General features: G+C 61.9%; 16 protein-coding genes. 13 read left to right on the top strand and 3 right to left on the bottom strand.

Annotated elements, in window-relative coordinates; translation table 11 throughout:
- Positions 1–8 precede the first annotated feature (8 nt).
- The 3 genes from D8U18_RS20980 (at position 9) to D8U18_RS20970 (ending at position 3,514) form a co-directional block, all read left to right on the top strand.
- Positions 9–1,847, top strand: a complete 1,839-nt coding sequence (locus D8U18_RS20980) for an amidohydrolase (protein ID WP_131108338.1) — start codon at positions 9–11, stop codon at positions 1,845–1,847.
- Positions 1,848–1,886: 39 nt separating this feature from the next.
- Positions 1,887–2,513 (top strand): isochorismate family cysteine hydrolase YcaC, encoded by a 627-nt coding sequence (gene ycaC, locus D8U18_RS20975; RefSeq protein WP_056854554.1) that lies wholly within the window; start codon positions 1,887–1,889, stop codon positions 2,511–2,513.
- Between the two features lie 98 nt (positions 2,514–2,611).
- Positions 2,612–3,514, top strand: coding sequence for a LysR family transcriptional regulator (locus D8U18_RS20970; RefSeq protein WP_130906319.1), 903 nt, complete (start codon positions 2,612–2,614; stop codon positions 3,512–3,514).
- A gap of 101 nt (positions 3,515–3,615) precedes the next feature.
- Here D8U18_RS20970 and D8U18_RS20965 read toward each other — a convergent pair whose 3' ends face one another.
- The 3 genes from D8U18_RS20965 to gspG all read right to left on the bottom strand — a co-directional run bounded on the left by D8U18_RS20965 (position 3,616) and on the right by gspG (position 5,906).
- A complete protein-coding gene (locus D8U18_RS20965) occupies positions 3,616–4,116 on the bottom strand; it encodes a hypothetical protein (RefSeq protein ID WP_131108337.1) in 501 nt (166 codons plus the stop codon).
- A gap of 150 nt (positions 4,117–4,266) precedes the next feature.
- Positions 4,267–5,454 (bottom strand): type II secretion system F family protein, encoded by a 1,188-nt coding sequence (locus tag D8U18_RS20960; RefSeq protein ID WP_130906320.1) that lies wholly within the window; start codon positions 5,452–5,454, stop codon positions 4,267–4,269.
- A 14-nt stretch (positions 5,455–5,468) separates the two neighbouring features.
- Positions 5,469–5,906: a type II secretion system major pseudopilin GspG gene (gene gspG / locus D8U18_RS20955; protein ID WP_056854551.1), complete on the bottom strand. Its 438-nt coding sequence runs from the start codon at positions 5,904–5,906 to the stop codon at positions 5,469–5,471.
- Positions 5,907–6,111: 205 nt separating this feature from the next.
- Between gspG and D8U18_RS20950 the strand changes: the two genes are divergently transcribed.
- The 10 genes from D8U18_RS20950 (at position 6,112) to D8U18_RS20905 (ending at position 22,044) form a co-directional block, all read left to right on the top strand.
- Positions 6,112–6,720 (top strand): lytic transglycosylase domain-containing protein, encoded by a 609-nt coding sequence (locus D8U18_RS20950; RefSeq protein ID WP_056854550.1) that lies wholly within the window; start codon positions 6,112–6,114, stop codon positions 6,718–6,720.
- A gap of 206 nt (positions 6,721–6,926) precedes the next feature.
- A complete protein-coding gene (mnxG, locus tag D8U18_RS20945; RefSeq protein ID WP_131108336.1) occupies positions 6,927–12,752 on the top strand; it encodes a manganese-oxidizing multicopper oxidase MnxG in 5,826 nt (1,941 codons plus the stop codon).
- A 190-nt stretch (positions 12,753–12,942) separates the two neighbouring features.
- A complete protein-coding gene (locus D8U18_RS20940) occupies positions 12,943–14,895 on the top strand; it encodes a cytochrome D1 domain-containing protein (protein ID WP_131108335.1) in 1,953 nt (650 codons plus the stop codon).
- 12 nt (positions 14,896–14,907) lie between these two features.
- Positions 14,908–15,564 (top strand): SCO family protein, encoded by a 657-nt coding sequence (locus D8U18_RS20935; protein ID WP_056854547.1) that lies wholly within the window; start codon positions 14,908–14,910, stop codon positions 15,562–15,564.
- The gene (locus D8U18_RS20930) at positions 15,561–16,187 is read left to right on the top strand and encodes an SCO family protein (RefSeq protein WP_056854546.1); all 627 of its coding nucleotides are present in this window, start codon (positions 15,561–15,563) and stop codon (positions 16,185–16,187) included. Before D8U18_RS20935 ends, D8U18_RS20930 begins: the two co-directional genes overlap by 4 nt.
- A 9-nt stretch (positions 16,188–16,196) precedes the next feature.
- Complete coding sequence (locus D8U18_RS20925) at positions 16,197–17,747, top strand: ABC transporter substrate-binding protein (protein WP_131108334.1); 1,551 nt, start codon at positions 16,197–16,199, stop codon at positions 17,745–17,747.
- 13 nt (positions 17,748–17,760) lie between these two features.
- Positions 17,761–18,714 (top strand): peptidylprolyl isomerase, encoded by a 954-nt coding sequence (locus D8U18_RS20920; RefSeq protein ID WP_131108333.1) that lies wholly within the window; start codon positions 17,761–17,763, stop codon positions 18,712–18,714.
- Positions 18,715–18,935: 221 nt separating this feature from the next.
- Complete coding sequence (locus D8U18_RS20915) at positions 18,936–19,469, top strand: response regulator (protein ID WP_131108332.1); 534 nt, start codon at positions 18,936–18,938, stop codon at positions 19,467–19,469.
- Positions 19,470–19,553: 84 nt separating this feature from the next.
- The gene (locus D8U18_RS20910; protein ID WP_131108331.1) at positions 19,554–21,260 is read left to right on the top strand and encodes a GspE/PulE family protein; all 1,707 of its coding nucleotides are present in this window, start codon (positions 19,554–19,556) and stop codon (positions 21,258–21,260) included.
- Entirely contained in the window at positions 21,241–22,044 is an 804-nt protein-coding gene (locus D8U18_RS20905; protein WP_056854541.1) for a hypothetical protein, read from the top strand. The genes D8U18_RS20910 and D8U18_RS20905 overlap by 20 nt, the downstream gene beginning before the upstream one ends.

The raw sequence follows: 22,044 nt of genomic DNA, 5'->3' as shown, positions 1-22,044 counted from the left end.
GAACTGCGATGAACGCCGATCTGATTCTGTTCAATGGCCAATTTCATACGGTCGACCGCGAGAATCCGCACGCCAGTGCGGTTGCGATCAGTGACGGTCGCTTTGTAGCGGTCGGCAGCGATGCCCAGGCCATGGCGTTACGCGGTCCGGTCACGCAAGTGATCGACCTCAAGGGCCGTTGCGTGATTCCCGGTCTCAATGACTCGCACTTGCACTTGATCCGCGGGGGCCTGAACTACAACCTTGAATTGCGCTGGGAAGGTGTGCCCTCGCTGGCCGACGCCTTGCGCATGCTCAAGGAGCAAGCCGATCGCACACCAACACCGCAGTGGGTGCGCGTGGTGGGTGGCTGGAACGAGTTTCAGTTTGCCGAAAAACGCATGCCGACCCTTGATGAAATCAATCAGGCCGCGCCGGACACACCGGTGTTCGTCCTGCATTTGTATGATCGGGCCTTGCTCAACCGGGCCGCGCTGCGGGTAGCCGGGTACACCCGCGACACGCCGAACCCGCCGGGCGGCGAAATCGTTCGCGACGCTAACGGCAACCCCACCGGCATGCTGGTGGCACGTCCCAACGCGATGATTCTCTACTCGACCCTGGCCAAGGGGCCGAAGTTGCCGCTGGAGTATCAGGTCAACTCGACGCGGCAGTTCATGCGCGAACTCAATCGTCTGGGCCTGACCAGTGCCATCGACGCCGGCGGTGGTTTCCAGAATTATCCCGACGATTATCAGGTGATCGAACAGTTGGCCAAGGATGAGCAACTGACCGTGCGCATCGCCTACAACCTGTTTACCCAGAAACCCAAAGAAGAGCTGGCCGACTTCCAGAACTGGACCGGTAGCGTCAAATTGCACCAGGGCGATGACTTCCTGCGTCACAACGGCGCCGGGGAAATGCTGGTGTTCTCGGCGGCAGACTTCGAAGACTTTCTCGAACCGCGCCCGGACCTGCCGCAGAGCATGGAGGACGAGCTGGAGCCGGTGGTGCGCCACCTCGTCGAACAGCGCTGGCCGTTCCGTCTGCATGCCACCTACAACGAATCCATCAGTCGCATGCTCGATGTGTTCGAGAAGGTCAACCGCGACATTCCGTTCAATGGCCTGCCCTGGTTTTTCGATCACGCCGAAACCATTACCCCGCAGAACATCGAGCGGGTGAGGGCGCTGGGCGGCGGCATTGCGATTCAGGATCGCATGGCGTTCCAGGGTGAGTATTTTGTCGAGCGTTATGGGGCCAAAGCGGCCGAAGCCACCCCGCCGATCAAACGCATGCTCGCTGAAGGTGTGCCGGTAGGCGCGGGCACCGATGCCACGCGCGTGTCGAGCTACAATCCATGGACCTCGTTGTACTGGATGGTCAGCGCACGCACCGTCGGCGGTATGGCGCTGCATGCCGAAGGCCTGTCGCGCCAGACTGCGCTGGAACTGTTCACCCATGGCAGCGCCTGGTTCTCGTCCGAGCAGGGCAAGAAGGGCCAGATCAAGGTCGGACAGCTGGCCGATATCGCGGCGTTGAGCGCGGACTTTTTCAGTGTCGACGAAGAAGCGATCAAATGGATCGAGTCGGTGCTGACCGTGGTCGGCGGCAAAGTGGTGTACGCCGCCGGCGACTTCGAAAAACTTGGCCCGGCCAGTGTGCCGGTGCTGCCGGATTGGTCGCCGGTGGTGAAGGTGCCGGGCCATTGGCGGCCGGCCTCACCCCTGCAAGCGCAGGTTCATCAGTGCAGCGGTCCGTGTGCGGTGCATTCCCACAGCCATGAACGGGCGCGCCTGTCGAATGCGCCGGTCAGCGACTTTGCCGGTTTCTGGGGCGCCTTCGGCTGCTCGTGTTTTGCTTTCTGACGAACACCCAAAAGACATTCATCCACCGAGGAGTTACCCATGAGCAACGTTCCCTACAAACGCCTGAATAAAGACGATGCCGTTGTGCTGTTGGTCGATCACCAGACAGGTCTGATCTCGCTGGTGCAGGATTTTTCGCCTAATGAGTTCAAGAACAACGTACTGGCCCTGGGTGACATCGCCAAATTCTTCAACTTGCCGACCATCCTCACCACCAGTTTCGACAGCGGCCCGAACGGCCCGATCGTGCCGGAGCTCAAGGCGCAGTTCCCTGACGCGCCGTTCATTGCGCGCCCAGGCCAGATCAACGCCTGGGACAACGAAGACTTCGTCAAGGCAGTGAAGGCTACCGGGCGCAAGCAACTGATCATTGCCGGTGTGGTGACCGACGTGTGCGTGGCGTTCCCGACGCTGTCCGCACTGGCCGAAGGCTTTGACGTGTTCGTGGTGACCGATGCTTCCGGCACCTTCAACACCACCGTGCAACAAGCCGCCTGGGCGCGCATGTCGGCGGCCGGTGCACAGCTGCTGAACTGGTTCTCCGTGGCCTGCGAACTGCAGGGCGACTGGCGCAACGACATGGAAGGCCTGGCCAACCTGCTTTCCGAACGCATCCCGAACTACCGCAACCTGATCAACAGCTACACCACGTTTACCGCCAAGTAAGCAAAACCCTGTAGGAGCGAGCAGGCTCGCTCCTACAGAAAAGCCGTTGGCAGACTGACCTTGGTATAAAGTACCGGACCGTCAACCAAGGCGTGACAATGAACCCGTTCGAAGACATGCGTATTTTTTGCCAGGTCATGGATTCTGGCAGTTTCACCGCGGCGGCCGATCAGTTGGGCCTGTCCAAGCAATTCGTCAGCCGCCGTTTGATGCAGCTCGAAGAACGCCTTGGCGTGCGTCTGCTCAATCGCTCGACCCGGCGCCTGGACGTCACACCTCTGGGCCAGAGCTACTACGAATCTGCCCTTCGCCTGCTCGCCGAAGTCGAGCAAGTGGAGCAGGGCATTGCCGGGCAAACCACCGAGCCGCGCGGCACTGTCCGCGTCAGCGCTCCGCTGTCGTTCGCCTTGGCGCATCTGGGCTGGCTGCTGCCGGAGTTTTTGCAGCGCTATCGTGACGTTACCGTAGAAATGGATTTAAGCGACCGGCCGGTTGATCTGCTCGGTGAAGGCTACGACCTGGCATTGCGCATCGGTACGCTGGAAGATTCGACGCTCATTGCCCGACGCATCGCTTCGATCGAGCGGGTGTATTGCGCCAGTCCGGCCTATTTGGCCGAGCGCGGCACACCGGTCAAACCTGAAGATTTGCTCAACCATGATTGCCTGCCCTATGGCCACGGCCGACAGGTGCAATGGCGATTCAACGGACAGGGCAGGCCACTGGCCGTCAATGTCACCGGGCGGATGCGGGTCAATAACGGAGAGTTGCTCAGGGACGCGGCGATTGCCGGGATGGGGATTACCTATTTGCCTGCATTCATCGTCGGTTCGGCGCTGCAGGATGGCAGGCTGGTGCCGGTGCTCGATGAGTTTCGACCGCAGCCACTGACGCTATCGGCGGTGTATCCACAGCATCGCCAGGCGTCGCGGCCGGTGCAGGCGTTGATCGGGTTTCTGCGCGAGCGGCTGGATACTGAAGATTCACGTGATCCCCTGTAGGAGCAAAGCTTGCTCGCGATAACGATGTGTCAATCAACATCACCGTTGAGTGGACCACCGCAATCGCGAGCAAGCTTCGCTCCTACAAGGTTCAGTGCAAGTCAGTTCATGCGTTTGTCATCTCCGGGCTCACCGGCCGCATGCAGGCCGCGATCATCGCCCACTTCCCCGGCCCGACGAATACCGCGGTCATCGCCGATCTCGCCTGAACGATGAACGCCATTGTCATCACCCGAGCGATGCACGCCGTTGTCGTCACCTGAGCGGTGTACACCATTGTCATCACCAGAACGGTGAACGCCATTGTCATCGCCCGAACGATGGACGCCGTGATCGTCACCTGGTTCGGAATGGGTGCCGCTGCGCCCTGAGTTCGAAGCCGTGCTGCCGGAGTGTCCCGAGCCGTGGCTACCGCTGTGACCGCTACCGGCGCTGTCTCCACCATGACCACTGCCGCTTGAGCCGCCGCTGTGACCGCCGCCACTACCACCATCTCTTGCCTGAGCGCTTGATACCCCGGAAAAGCTGTCCGGGATCAGTACGGTAGACGCCGACAAAACCGCGCCAATAGCTACTGCCAGTAAAAGCTTGTTGATGTGCATGTCGTTCTCCGTCTTCTTGTTCAGATTGGAGCGTGGATGAACATTGCAACGTGCTGCCATATTCAGAAGGGGAACACGCCAGTGCGGCGATTTATTCAGTCACTCCGTCGACAAACCAGGGAACGGGCCTACAGGCCCGTTCCAGAGGGGTCAGTGAATGCTCGAGGCCAACTCGAAAATCGGGATGTACATCAAAATCACGATCACCCCGATCAACAAACCGATGAACGTCATGAGCAACGGCTCGAACAGCCGCACGAACCACTCGATCCAGCGGCTGATTTCTTCGTCGTAGAAGTCGGCACTGCGCTCCATCATCTGGCCGAGGTTGCCGGATTGTTCCCCGGCACGCAGCAAACGCAGGGACACCGGCGTTACCAGGTGGTTCAGTTCCAGCGCCGCCGACAATGATTGCCCTTCGCGCACTCGCTCGCAGGCCTGGTCCAGGCGTACGCGGGAGGCGGGAGTCAGCAGATTGCGGACCATGCCCATGGCGGTGACGAGGGGAATGCCGCCCTGTAGCAGAATGCCCAGCGAGCGGTAGAAACGGGCCAACTCATACATGAAGATGCGCTGATGTACCGCCGGGAGCTTTTCGATCAGGCGATCCAGCCCTCGGCGAAAGGACGGCTGGCGCTGGAGCAGGGCGAGGGCGACGATGAAGGCCATGAAAGTACCAAAGAATTCGCCCTGATGTGCGTGCAGGAACATGCCGCTGCTCATGAGGATCTGTGACAACCAAGGCAGGTTTGAGCCCAGCCCTTCGAACACCAGGCTGAAGCGCGGCACCACATAACCCATCAGGAACAACACCACGCCGCCGCCCACCACCAACAACAGCAGGGGGTAGATCGACGCACTGATGATCTTTTGGCGAACCTCGTCCATGCGTTGCCGATAACTGACATAGCGGCCCAGGGCTTCGCCCACGGCACCGGTTTTCTCGCTGGACTGAACCAGCGCCACATACAGTGGCGGGAAAACCGCCGACAACTGGCCCAATGCCTGAGAGAACGATTTGCCTTCGTAAAGCAGGCGCACCAACTCGCTCAGGGTTTTACGGGCCTGTGGCGCGGACTCTTTTTCCGCCAGGCTTTCCAGCGCGTCGATCAGCGGCAGGCCGGCATTGAGCAGCGTGGTCAGTTCCTGGCTGAACAACACCAGGTTAAAGGTTTCGCGCTGCTTGAGGCGCAAGGCCCGCCAATGGCGCTCGGCGCGCAGGCTGACCACCCGCAGGCCCTGGTCTTCGGCGATGCGTCGCGCTTCGCTGTGCCCCGGCGCTTCCACGGTCATCGTGACCACACCGGCCTTGCCCACTGCTTTGAGGTGAAAGCGCATGGTCGCCATGTCCGTCATTGCCAACTGGTGACTTCGGCGTTTTCGCCTTCGCCGCCGGGCTGGCCATCCTTGCCCATCGACAACAGGTCGTACTCGCCATTTTCGCCGGGATAGCGGTAGGTGTAGTTACGGCCCCAAGGGTCCTGCGGCAACTTTTTCTGCAAGTACGGGCCGGTCCAGCGGGTTTCATCGCTGGGCGCGCTGACGAGTGCCTGCAAGCCCTGTTCGGTCGAAGGGTAGTGGCCGACCTCCAGGCGATAAAGATCAAGGGCTTTGCCCAGGCCTTCTATTTGCGCCTTGGCGACTTTCACTTCGGAACGCCCCAGTTGAGCGAAATACTTCGGCGCGACGATGCCGGCCAGGAGCCCAAGCACCACCAGCACCACCAACAGTTCAAGCAATGTGAACCCGCGTTGAGCACGCGGGGCAGAGACACGCGAACACTGTTTCATGATGACCTCACACAGTCGGCAGAAGGGTCGCAACATGGGCTTATGCAATTGCCATGCAAAGGTCTGCCCGAGGTCTGCCTTCCTTCTGCAACCCCCGTAATACGGCCTCTCGCGCTTTCGGCACAGTGCTTGCGTATGGCTGATAAACGTCCGGCCATTGGGGCATTACCCCCATTTTTCGGGGCCGGGCAGGGGAGACAGAACCATGAAGAATCTCACCACAGCAATGCTCGGTTTGTTGCTGCTGACCGGCACCGTACAGGCTGATGTATTCGTCTCCGTGGACGCCAAGGGCAACTTTGTCCTGTCCAACGTCCACCGCCCCGGGCGCCAGTATGAACGGGTGATTCGTGAAGCCGAGGCGGCCGTTGTCAGCCTCGATCAGCAACCGCAAATGATCGCCGCCCGCCCCTATGCCGAACTGGTGGCGGCGGCGGCCACGGACAACCAGCTGCCGGCGGCGCTGTTGCACGCGGTGATCCAGACCGAGTCCAGCTACAACGCCAGCGCCGTATCGCCCAAGGGCGCCGGTGGGCTGATGCAGTTGATGCCCGACACGGCCCGGGAAATGGGGGTCAAGGATGTCTATGACCCCAAGGCCAACATCCAGGGCGGCGCCCGCTATCTCAAACGCCTGATGACGCTGTTCGACAACGACATCGCCCTTGCCGTCGCGGCCTACAACGCCGGCCCGCAAGCGGTGCTCAGCCGTGGCGGGGTGATCCCGCCGTTCGCCGAAACCCAACGTTATGTGCCCAGTGTCTTGCGCCAGTACCGGCGTTTGCAGGGGCTGGCAGCGGATGCGCCGCTATGAGCGAAACCCCCGGGACGGTTTTCCCCGACATTGGGGCATGGTGGCCCCGGCGAAAAAGTGGGGAATAACTGGGTGATTTCCCCCGTTGGATCAAGTGACAAACGCAAGGGACTGAAAAACAAAAGAATTTTTTATGGCATGCAGATTGCTGAAGGGGATTTGTCGAGAACTATTCCCTGTGAGCACCCACAGTGAGGCCCGAGATCATGTCCGGCATTTACCGCGTTCCACACATAATTCCCTGGTTGCTGTTGCTCGCTTCGATGCTGGGCATCGAGTTTGCCGAAGCGGCTGCGCGCTGTGAACGTAACCTGGTGGCCAACGTCGTGGCGCTGGACCAGCCCCTGATGTTCAACCGCCTGGGTGCGCAAAACGTCAATGGCATGATGTTCGCCCTGCGTCGCGATGTGGTCGATGACCATGACGTTTCATTGGCCCAGGGCGGCGCGGCGGTGCCGGGCAAGGTGTCACTGCGGCCTGACAAACGCCCGCGTCCGCTGGTATTGCGGGTCGCCGCCGGTGACTGCCTGACCATCAATCTGCAAAACCTGCTGGCCTATCAGGCCAACCCCGGTTCTCACGAAAGTGGCGAGGGCGAGGAAGAAGAGGGCAGCGGGAATCCTGGCAACACCGATCAATTCAAAGTCGACGAACAGGTCGCCGACCGCCATGTGGGCTTTCAGGTCAATGGCATGCAGGCGGTCAACAGCATTGATGACATCGCCTCTTTCACCGGGCGCAACGCCAACACCCTGATCGCGCCCGGCGCTACCCGCTCCTATACCTTGTACGCCGAGCGTGAGGGGGTGTTCGCGGCCAGTAGCCGTGGCGCGACCTTCGGTGGTGAAGGCGCGGCCGGCAACGTCGCCAATGGTCTGTTCGGTCAAGTGGTCGTGGTACCCAAGGGCGGTCGCACCTATCGCAATACCGTGACTGAAGAAGAGATGCGCCTGGCCAGTACCGGGCGCACCCCGACCGGCCAGCCGATCGTCGACTACCAGGCGCGCTACCCGCAGCGCGAGCCATGGATCCGTGAAGGCAAGGCCGGCACACCGATCATCAATATGGTCGACGGTAATGAAATCATTTCCAGCGAGAGCGACGCGATCGTGATGGGCAGCAACGCCGATGGCAGTTTCCCGCCCTCGACCTATGCGCTGGAAGCCGTTGGCAAGCGCAACCCGGCGATCCCCAACCGCCTGGAGCCGTTCCGCGATTTTGCCTCGCAATTCCAGGATGAAACCGCCGCGACCCAGGCCTTTCCCGCTTACTGGGCCGACCCGGTGATGGCCCACGTGCTGGAGCCGACCCGCGATTCGTTCATGATCAACTATGGTTCCGGTGGCATGGGGGCTGAAGTCGTGGCGAACCGTCTGGGTGTCGGGCCGATGCATGATTGCCTGTCCTGTGCCTATGAAGAATTCTTCCTCAGTTCCCACACCGTGGGCGACGTGGCCATGCTGGTGGACGTACCGGCCAACGCCGGCCTGGAAGGCATCACCCCCGGTCAAACACCGAACGCCGATCAGATCGGGGTCAAGGCCACCATGGCGCTGTACCCGTCCGAGCCATCCAACGTCAACCACAGCTACATCGGTGACTTCGTCAAATTCCGCAACACCCACAATGGCCACGAGCAGCACATTTTCCACCTGCACGGGCATCAGTGGCTGTTCAACCCCAATGACGACAACTCGGACTACGTGGATGCCCAGGGCATCGGCCCAGGTGCCGGCTACACCTATGAGATCGCCAACGGCGGTTCGGGCAACCGTAACCGGGTCGCAGGCGATGCGATTTATCACTGCCACTTCTACCCGCACTTTGCCCAGGGCATGTGGGCCATGTGGCGTGTGCATGATGTGTTTGAAGAAGGCACCAAACTCGAAGTGTCGCAACAGGGCGCCGATGGTTTCCACAGCGAACCCTACGCCCTGCGCAGCGGCAAACCTGCGGCAGGTGCACGGGCCTTGCCCGATGGTGAAATTGTTGCCGGCACGCCAATCCCGGCCGTGGTGCCACTGCCCGGCAAAGCCATGGCGCCGATGCCTGGCAAAGTCGCGGTTGTGCCGAAAATCGGCGAAACCCTGGTGGCCGCCAACGATGATGACGATGAAGTAGAAGGCGACGACGGCGAGCACGGCGGTAGCGACGGCGCGCAAGCCATCGGTTCGCTGGCCCTGGTCGATCGCAGCGAAGCCAACCGCAACCCTGATGGCACCCTGAAAAATCCTGGCTATCCGTTCTGGATCGGCGGCATGGAAAGCTCGGTCGGCCAACGCCCGCCGACTCCGCCGCTGGACATGCTCGACGCCGCCACGGCACAGAGCCTGAAGTCTTCGGGCAATGCCTTGTGGGCCAACCTCGACCCTAATCAGTCCGGTGGCTGGGACGGTGGCCTGGGACGTCATTCGCTGGACGGTTTTTCCGCTGGCGGCGAGGCTGAGACCGTGACTACATCCCTGGATTTCTCCAAGGAAGTCAAACGTGCCAAACCGCTGTACTTGCCAGAAGAGGGCACGGAAGTCGAACAGGCAGCCATGGCCTTCCATGCGAAAAAAGACCACCCAAGCTACGCCTTGCTGCCGGGCAACCAGATCGTGGCGCGTAATTTCCGCACCAACGGCGCTTTGCCGGTGGCCGGCGCGCCGTACTACGAACCCTGCATGGATGACCGGCAAAAACGCCTGACCAGCAGCGCCGGCACCGGTGAGTTCGCCAGTGGCGAGCGCCTCGACGGCATGTCCTTCATCGGCGCCTCGACGTTTACTGCCGATCGTCCTCGGGTCTACAAAGCGGCGAACATCCAGTTCGACGCCGTGTACAACAAGGTCGGCTATCACTTCCCGCAAGCGCGCATCCTGGCGCTGTGGGAAGACGCCTGGCCGGTGATCACCAAGCAGCGTCCGCCAGAGCCTCTGGTGATGCGCATGAACACCTTCGACTGCGTGCAGTACCAGCAAACCAACCTGGTGCCGGCTGTCTACGAGATGGACGATTATCAAGTGCGCACGCCGACCGACGTGATCGGCCAGCACATTCACTTGCCCAAGTGGGACCTGACCGCCGCAGACGGCTCGGCCAACGGCTGGAACTACGAGGACGGCGTACTTTCCCCCGGCGCCGTTCAAGAGCGCATCCTCGCCATCCGTGAGTTCAACCAGTGCGAAGGCACCGATCCGCGTGACGGCACCCCGGCGTGTCCGAAAGCCAAGAACCACCCGTTCTTCGGCCAATTCGGCCGGGCCGACTGGGTGGGAGCGCGGACGGCCATGCAACGCTGGTTTGTCGACCCCGTGGTCAACGCCAAGGGCGTGGACCGTGGCCTTGGCACCATCTTCACCCACGACCACCTCGGCCCATCGACGCACCAGCAGATTGGCCTGTACGCCACCGTGCTCGCTGAACCGGCAGGCTCGACCTGGTTCCATGCCGAAACCGGCGAGCCGTTGTACAGCGGTGCGCGGCAGGACGGCGGGCCGACATCATGGCAAGCGGTAATCTCTACCGGCGACCTGGACGGCGACGGCAAGAACGACAGCTTCCGTGAGTTCTTCCTCGAGTACAGCGACTTCCAGCACGCCTATGAAGCCGGTGTGTACGTGGGCGCCGGGCCGGACGGTAAACCGGATGCGCAAAGCTTCCCGGCCACCGCCGACAGCTTCCGCTATGCGATCAACCCGCCCGTGCGTAACAACGCCAGCACCTTGCTGGACGGCATTATCGAAGTGCAGGGTGGAATGGTGCCTGGCTGCCCGAGCCGGCCATGCCCACAAGCGATCTCGGTGGATGACCCGGGCATGTTCGTGGTCAATTACCGCAACGAACCGCTGGCCCTGCGGGTGTACGACCCGAACAAGGTCGGCCCGGACGGCAAGCGCGGCATGCAGGCCGACGGCCTCGGCGGCGACCTGGCGTACGCCATGCAAAGCCGTACCGACCGTGCGATCCCGGCGATGAACCTGGCACCGAACCTGATCACCGCAGCCACCGGCCCGACGGGCGGCACCACGCTGTTCCCGCCGCACATCAACAAGGGCGGTGCCGAGCCTGGCGATCCGTTCACCCCGATGCTGCGGACCTACACCGGCGACAACGTGCGGCTGCGGGTGCATGCCGGCGGTCACGAAGAGGAGCACAACGTCACCCTGCACGGCGTGAAGTGGTTGCAGAGCGGCTCCGGTTTCGGCACCAGCTCCAACTCCGGCTGGCGCGCGTCGCAGATGATCGGCATCTCCGAGCAAATGGGCTTCATTGCGCCGGTATCGATGCTGTCCAGTTCGGCGGCGACCACGGGTGACTACCTGTACTCGATGGATGCGTCGATCGAAGGCTACTGGAGCGGCATCTGGGGTGTCATGCGCAACTACACGGCGCAACGCAGCGATCTGTTCCCGTTGCCGAACAATGCGAAACCGACCGGCATGCGCAACACCGTGGCGTTCGAGGGCATCTGCCCACGCTATGGCGCCAACCCCAATGGCATTGGCACTCGGCCAACCCCGCAACGCAACTATGAAGTGGTTGCGGCGCTGGCCAACGACATTCTCACCAATCCGTTGGGCTTGACCATCGGTGATCCGGCGGGGCTCGGCCAACATGTCGGCGGGCCGTTGAATCCGGCGGGCGGCACCCTGGTGTTCAACTCGCGGCCGGTGAGCATTCCTCAAGTCACCGTGGTCGACCCCGAAGATGGTGAAACCATCACCATCGGCGGGCAAAGTGGGCCGCTGCATGACCCGACCGCGATCCTTTACGTGCGCAAGGCTGACCTCGACCCAACCACTGGCAAGCTCAAACCCGGTGTGCCTGTCGAACCCCTTGTGCTGCGCGCAGCGGCCGGTGACTGCATCAACATCACCCTGGAAAACCGTCTGCCAAGCGTCATGCCGGACCTGACCCAGACCGCCGTGATGCAAGGTATGGTCAAACGGGATCGCAACAGCGGCACCGGTTCGACCACCTTCAGCAACAACCTGATGCGGCCGTCGAGCCACGTGGGTCTGCACGCGCAGTTGCTGGCGTACGACATCACCAAATCCGATGGCACCAACGTCGGCGCCAACCCGACCCAGACCGTGCCGCCGCGTGTCGGCAGCAGCGGTGCCTACCCGACCCGTACCTATCAGTACTACGCCGGGCACCTGGAGCGTGAAGGCAAACCGATCACTCAACTGGGGCGCAATGTCGACAACATCAACGCCACGGCGGTGGAGTTCGGCGGGTTGAATTTCACCCCGGCGGATGTGATCAAGCAGTCGCAAAAAGGCTTGGCCGCTGCGATGAGCATCCTGCCGATGGGTGCCACCTGGGTTGACGACACGCGCAAAGTGAATGCGACGGTTACTGCGCCAGGGCAAACCACCTATCGTGACTTTGCGATGGTCTGGCAGAAAGCCTTGAACACTCGCTGGGCCAACGGTCGGCCGGTGGAGGGGATTGCTGCAGAAGGGTTCGGCGTACCGACCGATCCGCAGGACAACTCCAGCATGGCCATCAACTACAAGACCGAACCGATGTGGTACCGCTTCGGCCTGGCCCCGGATGCACCGTTCGGGCATGCCGATGGTGCGGGCTACGGCGACATGGTGAATGCGCACATGGCGTACAGCAATGCGCTGGTGGGCGGTGATCCGCAAACGCCGGTGCTGTACGCCAAGCCGGGGCAGCCGTTCCGTACGCACATCCTGATGCCTACCGGCGGCAGTCGCGGCACGACGTTCCAGCTTGACGGTCACGTCTGGTCGACCAACCCGTTCCTGTCGGAGAAGAGCGATACCGGTGGCTATCCAATGGGCACTCCAGGCGTGGGGTCGGTGAAGTTCGGCTACAACCCGATGTCGATGTACATCGGCGCTCGGGAAAGTGTGCTGCCGGCTGCTCACTTCAGCTTCATGTTGCCGAGTGCCGGTGGCGTCAACGCGATACCGGGTGACTACCTGTTCCGCGACTACGGTGCCTATGGCAACACGTCCGGGTTGTGGGGGTTGTTGCGGGTAACCAACGAGCCGGAGCCGGCGCCTGCGCCGTGAGCGAGAGAGGGAGCAAGAAATGACAACCTGTGGCGAGGGAGCTTGCTCCCGCTTGAGTGCAAAGCACTCACAAAATCTGCATTGACTGCAAACGTTTTGGGGCCGCTGCGCAGCCCGGCGGGAGCAAGCTCCCTCGCCACAAGGGTAGGTAGGCTGGATAGGCAGACAAGGATCTGAAGGGGAGTTTGTCATGAGCAGGACCATCATGTTGGCCAGTTGTGCGCTCGCTGTCGCAGGGGCATTGATCTGGTTCGGGGTATCGCGCACGACGCCACCGACCCTGCTCAGCGAAGTGGCGCTGCCCGATACCTGGACCGGCCAGACGCTTGAGCGAGACGGCGTCTCGGTGGCCTTGCAGGTACGGCCGCTGGCCGATGATGGCGTATTGCGTGAGGGTGAGTTCGCCGACGTGCAATTTCGCGTGACCGACAAGGCTTCCGGCCAACCGCTTTCGGGCGTCGCCCCCGGTGCCTGGCTGGACCCGGAAGCCGTGGCCGCCGACAAGGCCCAGGGCCGCGATCAGAGCTGCAAGGCCCGGGTCGGTGTGTTCCTCAAGTCGAACATCGGCGCGCGACCACTGCTCGACCTCAACAGCTACTTCCTGTTGGTGATGAACCGCGACGCCAGCGTTTCGGTGGTCGATCCGTCGGTGTCGGTGGGCGGCATCACCAGTACCATGGCCCGCATTGATATCAAGCAACCGCCGATGGACTGGGTCACCCCCCGGGACAACAAGCGGGTGTTTGTCTCGATGCCGGCCGCCAGTGAAGTCGCAGTGATCGACAGCGAACGATTCAAAGTGGTCGACTCAGTCGCGGCCGGCAGCAACCCGGTGCGCGTGGCCCTGCAACCGGACGAGCGCCTGCTGTGGGTCGGCAACAATGCCAAGGATGCGGAGCAATCCGGGGTCACGGTGATCGATACCCGCAGCCTCAAGACCCTCAAGCATTTGCCCACCGGTGGCGGCCATCATGAAATCGCCTTCAGCAAGGACAGTCGCTTTGCGTTCGTCACCAACCGCGACGACGGCACCGTCAGCATTATCGACATCGCCAGCCTGAGCATCATCAAACAGCTCAAGACCGGCTCGCACCCGTTGTCGGTGGTGTATTCGCCGCTGTCCGGCGCAGCCTATGTCGCCGATGGCAAGGACGGCACGGTGACCGTGGTCGATGCCAGCAGCCAGTCGGTGCGCCGGGTGATCAAGCTGAAGCAGGGGCTCGGCCCGATGGGTTTCAGCGCGGATGGCCGTTTCGGCATCGTGCTCAACACCCTGGAGAACCAGGCCTCGGTGATCGATGCGGCCAACGACGCGCTGATCCATGAAATGGATGTATCCGCCGAGCCCTATCAAGTGGTGTTCACCAAGGCCTACGCCTATGTCCGCGGACTGGCTTCGCCGAAGGTGACGATGATCAACCTGGCCTCCCTGGGCGAAGGCCGCAAGCCGATCACCCAGGGTTTCGAAGCCGGACCGCAGCCGCCACGGCTGGCCGGTGACCTGCCACTGGCGGCGAGCCTGGCGGTGTCGCGGGACGACAACGCGGTGTTTGTGGTCAACCCGACCGACAACACCACGTACTTCTACGCCGAAGGCATGAACGCACCGATGTCCGGCTACCCCAACCGCGGGCAAGTGGCGCGGGCGGCGATGGTCATTGACCGCAGCCTGCGCGAGGTCGAGCCGGGGCTGTACAGCGCGCGGATCCAGTTGCCAGCGGCAGGGCGCTTCGACGTGGCGTTCCTGCTCAATCAGCCGAACATCATCCATTGCTTCAACACCGTCGTGCAGGCCAACCCGGCGCTCACTCAATCAATGGGCGCCGCGAAGGTGGAGTTCCTGCTCGACAAAACCACTGCCGCACTGGGTAGCCCCTACGTTGTGCGTTTTCGCATCGTCGAAGGCAAGCAGAAGGCACTTCGCAGTGGGGTAAAGGACGTGCAGGTGCGCTATTTCCTGGCGCCTTCGTCCCGGCCCGAGACGGTCGCGGCACTGGATGTCGGCAACGGGGTTTATGAAGCCCCGGTGACTCTCGACCACAACGGTGCGTGGTACCTGCACGTGCGTGCAGCGTCGCTGGGGGCGAATTTCGGCGACCAGACATTTGCCAGTGTTCGGGTGATCCCCGGCGAAGCTCATTGAGAGGACATCGACATGAACCGATTAGCTCAACATGGATTGCTGACACTCTGCCTGATGGCCGTCGGTATTGGTCAGGCCCTGGCGCACTCGGCCGATGAACACGCCGGTCACGACATGGCGGCCAAAAGCGCCAGCTCGGAACGCGCCCAGGTCAAGTTCGCCGACGTGGCGCTGGTGGACCAGAACGGCAAGACCGTGCGCCTGGAAAAAGACCTGGTCGACAACAAGATCGTGGTCATGAGTTTCATCTACACCAGCTGCACCACAGTTTGCCCGGTGGTGTCCTCGATCATGGGCAAGGTGCAGAAACAGCTTGGGGCGCGGGTCGGCACCGAGGTGCAACTGGTATCGATCAGCATCGACCCGCAACGTGACGATGCCAAACGCCTGAACGACTACGCCCGTACGTTCCAGAAGGGCCCCGGCTGGAGCTGGCTGACCGGCTCACCGCAATCAGTCAACGACACGCTCAAGGGCCTGGGCTCGTTCAGCGGCGACTTCAAGAATCACCAGCCGTTGATCCTGGTGGGTGACGGCAACAGTCGCCACTGGACCCGCTATTACGGCTTTACCGATCCGGCAGTGTTGAGCCGTGAAGTCGAGAAACTCAGCGGCGAGCGCAATGCCCATGCCAAACACACCGCCATCGCCATGGAGCACCAGCCATGAGAGCGTTCGTCTTGATGGTCCTGACCGCCTGCTTTTGCATGAGCAGTATCCCGGCGTTTTCCCATGAGGGGCATGAGCAACCGGAACCGGCAAGCGCGACAGCCGCGGCGCCGCCGGCGAGTGGCACGAGGGACGCAAAAACCTGGTTCACCGACACGCCGTTGCAGGACCAGAACGGCAACACACTGCGGTTCTACAGCGACGCCCTGCAAAACCGCGTGGTGCTGCTCAATGTGATTTTCACCAGTTGCAACGATGCCTGCCCGTTGATCACCCAAAAGCTCAAGGAAGTACGCGAAGTGCTGGGCGACAAGGCGGACGGCATTACCTTCATCTCCCTTACCAGTGATCCGCTGCGCGATACACCGGCGGTACTCAAGGCTTACACCTTGAAGCAGGGCGTCGATGGGCCCCACTGGCTTTTTCTTACCGGCGACAAAGCGCAAATGGACCTCGTTCTGGGACGCATCGGCCAGGTCATACCGAGCCCCGAGCAGCACTCCACCCAATTGATCGTCGGCGATGTGGCCAACAAACGCTGGAGTAAAATCCGTCCTGATGCCCCGGCCGCCGCCATTGCCCAGCGTTTGCAGTTGCTGACAATGCCCGTGGCTGGCCGTTGAGCCTGCGCCATGAAAAACGCCCTCATCCTCGGCCTGTTCATCCTCAGTGGCCTCAGTTGCGCCGGCCACGCGTTGCCGCTGACCCCGAGTGAAAGTGCGGGCAAGCGCTTGTACCGCGAGGGTGTGTCGGCGAGCGGTGAGCCGATCATGGCCAGGGTCGGCGCTTCCGGCGTGTTGTTGCCGGCCAGCAGCCTGCCGTGCGCCAATTGCCACGGCAGCGATGGACTGGGGCGACCTGAAGGCGGAGTACGGCCGCCGGACCTCAGCTGGTCGCGGCTGACCAGTACTTATGGCCAGCAGCAGGTCAACGGCCGCGCTTACCCGGCGTATACCGAAGGGACATTGACCCGGGCGATCCAGGAAGGGCGAGACCCGGGCAATAATCGGCTGGACCCGGCGATGCCGCGGTTCGTGCTGTCGATGAATGACCAACGCAACCTCACGGCGTACCTCAAGCGCCTGGCCGATGATCGTGATCCGGGACTGAGCCCGGACAGTCTGCATCTTGGCACCTTGCTGCCCAGCACCGGAGCCTTGAGCGAGGAGGGTGCCACAGTGGCGGCGGTGCTGCGCGGCAGTGTCGCGCGGATCAACGAAGCCGGCGGGATCCACGGCCGACAGTTACGCCTGACCATTCTCGATCCAGGACCGGACCGTGCCAGTGCCGAGCAGGCGCTGGACCAATTGATCGAGCAGGAACAGGTCTTCGCGCTGATTGCACCGCTGGTGCCAGCGCTGGACAGTGAGCTGGTGCCGCGCCTGGAACAGGCCGGTGTGCCGCTGATCGGACCACTGTCTTTGCAAGGCTCGGCCCAGATCAGCCGGCAAATCTTCGAGCCTCTGCCGGGGCTGCGTGAACAGATGATCGCCCTGGCCAACTATGCCGCCGCCAGTTTGCGGGTGCTGCAAGGCCCGACGCTGATCGCCTATCCGGACGAACCCGGTCAGCGTCTGGCAGCGGAAAAACTCGCGCAATACCTGCAAGACAACGCCTGGCAGAAAGTGCGCCTGCAACCCTACGAATCGGCCCAGGACGAGTTGCCCCTGGGCTCACGTTCGGTGTTTTACCTGGGCAGCAGCGGCGGTTTCAGCCGGCTGGCCGAGCGCCTGCAAACAGCGGGGCAGGTGCCTTACCTGTTCGCCGCGTCGAACCAGGTCGCGGGTGACTTGTTGCAAGTGCCCAGCGGTTTTTCCCGGCGGGTATTCCTGGCCTATCCATTCGTGCCCAGCGACTGGACGATTGCCGGCCGTTTGGCTCTGACCCAGTTGCGCGAACGGCAGAAGCTCGGTGGTGAACACGCGGTCATGCAGGTCGGCGCCTTCAGCTCGATGCTGTTGCTCAGCGAAGGCATGAAGCAGGCCGGGCGCGATGCCAGCCGCGAGAAACTGGTCAGCGCCCTGGAAGGCTTGCATGACTTCGATACCGGCCTGACCCCGCTGATCAGCTTTGGACCGGGTCGCCGCCTGGGCCTGAGCGGCGCCCATATCGTCACCGTGGATCTGCCCGACCAGCGCTTTTATCTGGTTGCACCGTACAAACCCATCGCCGCCATGCCCTGACCGGAGGCCGAACATGAAACTCAAGACTTTGTTGGTCCTGTTGACGTTATGGGTTCCCGCTGCGTTTTGCAGCAATGGTCCGGCCGTGGCACGGGTCAATGGCGAGGAAATTTCCCAGTTGCGCCTGGAGCGTTATTTCGCCGAATACCTGGAAGATCAGGGCCGTGCGCTGGGCAGCATCCGCAATCCGAAGGCCTACAAGCAATTGCGCAAGGCCGCCCTGGATGCCTTGATCGACAAGGAACTGCTCTGGCAGGAAGCCGTCAAGCGCGGCGTAGTGATCAGCGACGCCGCGGTGCAACATCAGGTCGACCAGACGCGTCAGGCCTTCGGCGGTGCCGAGGTGTTCGCCCGACGCCTGGAGGACGCCGGTTTCAATGAGGCGACCTACATCGAATACACCCGCCGCGAGCTGGCGGCCCAGCAGATGTTTGCTGATCTGACCAAAGTCAGCGAACCGGACGAGAAGGAGGTGCAAGCGTTTTTTGCCGAGCATCGCGCCGAAATGAACCGACCTGAACAAGTGCAGGCCAGGCATATCCTGATCAAAGTGCCTCAGGGTGCGGATGCTTCCACTGTTTCATCTGCGAGACTACGCTTGGAGGCAATGCGTACGCGTGTCGCTCAGGGTGAAGATTTCGCCAGCGTCGCCCGGACCGGTTCGCAAGACGCTTCGGCCAGCGATGGCGGTGATCTGGGCTACTTTGCACGCGGTCGCATGCTGCCGGAGTTCGACGCGGCAGCGTTTGCCCTGGCGCCGGGCGCCGTCAGCGAGCCGGTGCGAACGGCGGTGGGATGGCATCTGATTTATGTACAGAACCGAATGGAGGCAGCCGATGTCACACAAGAGCAAGGACTTGACATGGTTCGGGCTTACCTTGCCCGACAGAAACAGGTTCAGGCTCGTCTGCAGGTGCTGGCACAGCTGCGTTCCAGCAATCGAATCGAACGGATTGACGACGATTGAGCATTCCCCAACAGTGGGGAAAAGCATCAATGCACCTGCGTTCGCTTTTCCCCGCTTTTGGGGGGTGGGGTATGTGGACGAACAGGCATTGCTTTTAAATTCAAGGACATGAATACATAAAATTACCGGCGCTCAGCCTGGCATGAAGTGTGCGTTAGACCTATCAAGGCGCGCACTCCATCAGGCTCGGTATTCGGACCTGCGGTTTCAAGGAGTCCACCTTGTTAAACAAAGTACTGGTTGTTGACGACGAACAACTTCTTGCTGAAAACCTCCAGGGTTACCTGCAGGCGCAGGCGTTGGACGTCCGGATTGCTCACGACGGTGCACATGGAATCGCTGAAGCTGACGATTTTGCACCCGATGTGATGGTGTTCGATTACCGCTTGCCCGATATGGAAGGCTTTCAGGTGCTCGATGCCGTCCGCCATAACAGGAAGTGTCATTTTGTGCTGATCACAGGGCACCCCACCGCAGAAGTTTGCGAACGGGCCCGGCAACTGGGAGTCAGCCACATCCTGTTCAAACCCTTTCCGTTGGCGGAATTGGCCCGGGCAGTGCTGGATCTTCTAGGCAGGGGGCGAGAACCCAGAGCAGGTACGAGCGGCTCCGAAGGATTCGTCGAACGACGCCAGAGCAGGACCGAAAGTTTCCCGCTGCAGTTGTACGACGGTAGTTGGGTGCTAGCTGATCGCCGACGAAGTTCCTCGGCCGCCACAGCGCCAGACGACGAACAATTGCTCACCGGGGAGTAGTGGCGCGACAAGACGTTCCGGCCCCCGCCGAAAATGCTCGCCGCGCCGACAGGGCTCAAAGCCCCGGGCGTTGGAGAGCAAGCCATGGACCGTCTATCACTTGTCGTCGATGCTGCGCCGCTGGACTGTGTACCGACCCGGTTTACCAGTGAGCAATTGGCCCAGGCACGGGTTCTGGCTGCCGCTTCCGGCGAACGCATGCTCGATGCCCTTGGGCAACTGTCCGAACTGGCCCCGATGCCTTTCATCCAATGCCTCGGCGCCACCTTGCATTATCCGGTGCTCGACACCGACAGCCTGTTTCAATCCAAGCCGGTGTTCGACCGGGTCACCCTGGCTCAATGCCTCAAGCGCGAATTCACCCTGCTGCATTACGACGACGCAGTCATTGGCGTGTTCGCCGACCCGTTCGACAGCGCGCGCCTGGCCTGGATCGACGACTGCCTGCATGGCGCGGCTCTGTACCTGGTGCATGCCGATGACCTGAAAGCCTACCTGGCGCGCCACGAGGAGAGCTTCCACGCGGTGGAATCGCTCAACGCCCAGAGCGACACCGGCGCCGAAATCGATAACCTGCAAAGCCTGTCCCTGACCAGCATCAGCGAAGACTCCAGTGTGGTGGTCAAGCTGGTCAACTCGACCCTGTACGACGCGCTGAAAATGCACGCCAGCGATATCCACCTGGGCACCACCGGCAGCGGTCTGGTGATCAAGTACCGCATCGACGGCGTGTTGAACAACATCAGCAAAATCCAGGGCAATGAGTTTGCCGAACAGGTGATCTCCCGGGTCAAGGTCATGGCCGAGCTGGACATCGGTGAAAAACGCGTGCCCCAGGACGGTCGCTTCAAGATTGGCATCAGTGGCCGGCAGATCGACTTTCGGGTGTCGATCATGCCCAGCATTTTCGGTGAAGATGCCGTGCTGCGGGTGCTCGACAAACAGGATCTGGCCGACAAAGTCTGCGGCGTGCAGCTGCAAGCCCTGGGCTTCGAAGAAGAGACCCTGCGCCAACTGCGCCGCCTCGCCGCCGAGCCCTACGGCATGGTGCTGGTCACCGGCCCCACCGGCAGCGGCAAGACCACCACGCTGTACGCGATGATCACCGAGATCAACCACGGCGTGGACAAGATCATCACCATCGAAGACCCGGTCGAGTACCAACTGCCGGGCGTGCTGCAAATTCCGGTCAACGAAAAGAAAGGCCTGACCTTCGCCCGCGGCCTGCGCTCGATCCTGCGTCACGACCCGGACAAGATCATGGTCGGTGAAATCCGCGACCCGGATACCGCGCAGATCGCCGTGCAATCGGCACTCACCGGGCACCTGGTGTTCACCACCATTCACGCCAACAACGTATTCGACGTGATCGGTCGTTTCACCCAAATGGAAATCGATCCCTACAGCCTCGTCAGTGCCCTCAATGCGGTGTTGGCCCAGCGCTTGATTCGCCTGGTCTGCGCCAGTTGCAGCAGCGCGTATGTGCCGAGCGAAGAAGAGCTGGAGACCTCGGGTCTCGATCCACAGCAGGTCGCTCACTACCAGTTCGTCCACGGCAAGGGTTGCGGTCACTGCCGCGGCACCGGTTACCGCGGGCGCAGTGCAATTGCCGAACTGCTGCACCTGGACGACGAACTGCGGCAGATGATCGTCGAGCGCCAACCCATTGCGAAAATCAAGGCGCATGCCTGCAAACGTGGCTTGCGCCTGTTGCGCGAGTCAGCCCTGGAACTGGTGCAACAAGGCCGAACCACGCTCGAGGAGATCAATCGTGTCACTTTTATCTCGTGAGCGTTATGTCGCCGTACTCGGCGCCAGTGGTGTCGGCCTCGGCCAGCGGCGGGGCAATGAAACCCTGTGGCTTGGCAGCGTCGGCTTTATCGATGAAGGTTTCCTTGCCTGGGCCGTGGCCCTGGAAACCCTCGACCGTCTACTGGGTGAACACACCCGTGCCGGTGCGGAGTTGGCCGTGGTGGTTTCCGGGCACTTCAGCCGTTTTTGCCTGGTGCCCTGGAGCGAGCAGATCAGCAGCCCCGATGAGCTGCGCGGATTTGCCCAGCTGTGTTTCGAAGACCTCTATGGCGCGCCGAGCCAGCCCTGGAGCCTGGTGCTCTCGGCGGAACCGGCCGGCTACGACCGCATCGCAACCGCGCTGCCACAAGACTTGCTGGAGCGCCTGCGGACGCTGGCCAGTGGCCGCGGCCTGCGTCTGCGCTCGGTACAGCCATACCTGATGGCGGCGTTCAACCGCTTCGATAAGAGCTTCGATGCCGGCGACTTCCTGTTCGTCGTCGCCGAGCCGGTGCGCAGCGTGATGCTGCTGGCCCGCGAAGGTCGCTGGACGGCGGTGCGTTCGGTGGGCAGCAGCGACAGCGATGCGGCACTGACCGCGCTGATCGGCCGCGAAAGCCAATTGCAGGCCTGCGCCAGCGAACGGCCACTGAACGTCTACCTGCACGCACCGGCTCGCATCGACTCGCATCCTGACGTGCCCGGTGTGCACTTGCGCACCCTTGAAGAGGACCGGACTGCCGTACGCGATTGCCTGTACGTCATGTCCCGGGCGGTGGCCTGA

The sequence above is a fragment of the Pseudomonas sp. Sample_10 genome (assembly GCF_004321495.1).
Classification (GTDB): domain Bacteria; phylum Pseudomonadota; class Gammaproteobacteria; order Pseudomonadales; family Pseudomonadaceae; genus Aquipseudomonas.
The sequence above is the reverse complement of the archived record's forward strand: the minus strand, read 5'-3'. Positions and strand labels throughout refer to the sequence as shown.

What these genes read in the sequence shown, in the direction of transcription:
- D8U18_RS20925 (WP_131108334.1), top strand. Translation starts at nt 16,197, where the DNA reads ATGAAAAACGCCCTCATCCTCGGCCTGTTCATCCTCAGTGGCCTCAGT.
- D8U18_RS20920 (WP_131108333.1), top strand. Translation starts at nt 17,761, where the DNA reads ATGAAACTCAAGACTTTGTTGGTCCTGTTGACGTTATGGGTTCCCGCT.
- D8U18_RS20980 (WP_131108338.1), top strand. Translation starts at nt 9, where the DNA reads ATGAACGCCGATCTGATTCTGTTCAATGGCCAATTTCATACGGTCGAC.
- D8U18_RS20935 (WP_056854547.1), top strand. Translation starts at nt 14,908, where the DNA reads ATGAACCGATTAGCTCAACATGGATTGCTGACACTCTGCCTGATGGCC.
- ycaC (WP_056854554.1), top strand. Translation starts at nt 1,887, where the DNA reads ATGAGCAACGTTCCCTACAAACGCCTGAATAAAGACGATGCCGTTGTG.
- D8U18_RS20910 (WP_131108331.1), top strand. Translation starts at nt 19,554, where the DNA reads ATGGACCGTCTATCACTTGTCGTCGATGCTGCGCCGCTGGACTGTGTA.
- mnxG (WP_131108336.1), top strand. Translation starts at nt 6,927, where the DNA reads ATGTCCGGCATTTACCGCGTTCCACACATAATTCCCTGGTTGCTGTTG.
- gspG (WP_056854551.1), bottom strand. Translation starts at nt 5,906, where the DNA reads ATGAAACAGTGTTCGCGTGTCTCTGCCCCGCGTGCTCAACGCGGGTTC.
- D8U18_RS20950 (WP_056854550.1), top strand. Translation starts at nt 6,112, where the DNA reads ATGAAGAATCTCACCACAGCAATGCTCGGTTTGTTGCTGCTGACCGGC.
- D8U18_RS20940 (WP_131108335.1), top strand. Translation starts at nt 12,943, where the DNA reads ATGAGCAGGACCATCATGTTGGCCAGTTGTGCGCTCGCTGTCGCAGGG.
- D8U18_RS20970 (WP_130906319.1), top strand. Translation starts at nt 2,612, where the DNA reads ATGAACCCGTTCGAAGACATGCGTATTTTTTGCCAGGTCATGGATTCT.
- D8U18_RS20930 (WP_056854546.1), top strand. Translation starts at nt 15,561, where the DNA reads ATGAGAGCGTTCGTCTTGATGGTCCTGACCGCCTGCTTTTGCATGAGC.
- D8U18_RS20965 (WP_131108337.1), bottom strand. Translation starts at nt 4,116, where the DNA reads ATGCACATCAACAAGCTTTTACTGGCAGTAGCTATTGGCGCGGTTTTG.
- D8U18_RS20960 (WP_130906320.1), bottom strand. Translation starts at nt 5,454, where the DNA reads ATGCGCTTTCACCTCAAAGCAGTGGGCAAGGCCGGTGTGGTCACGATG.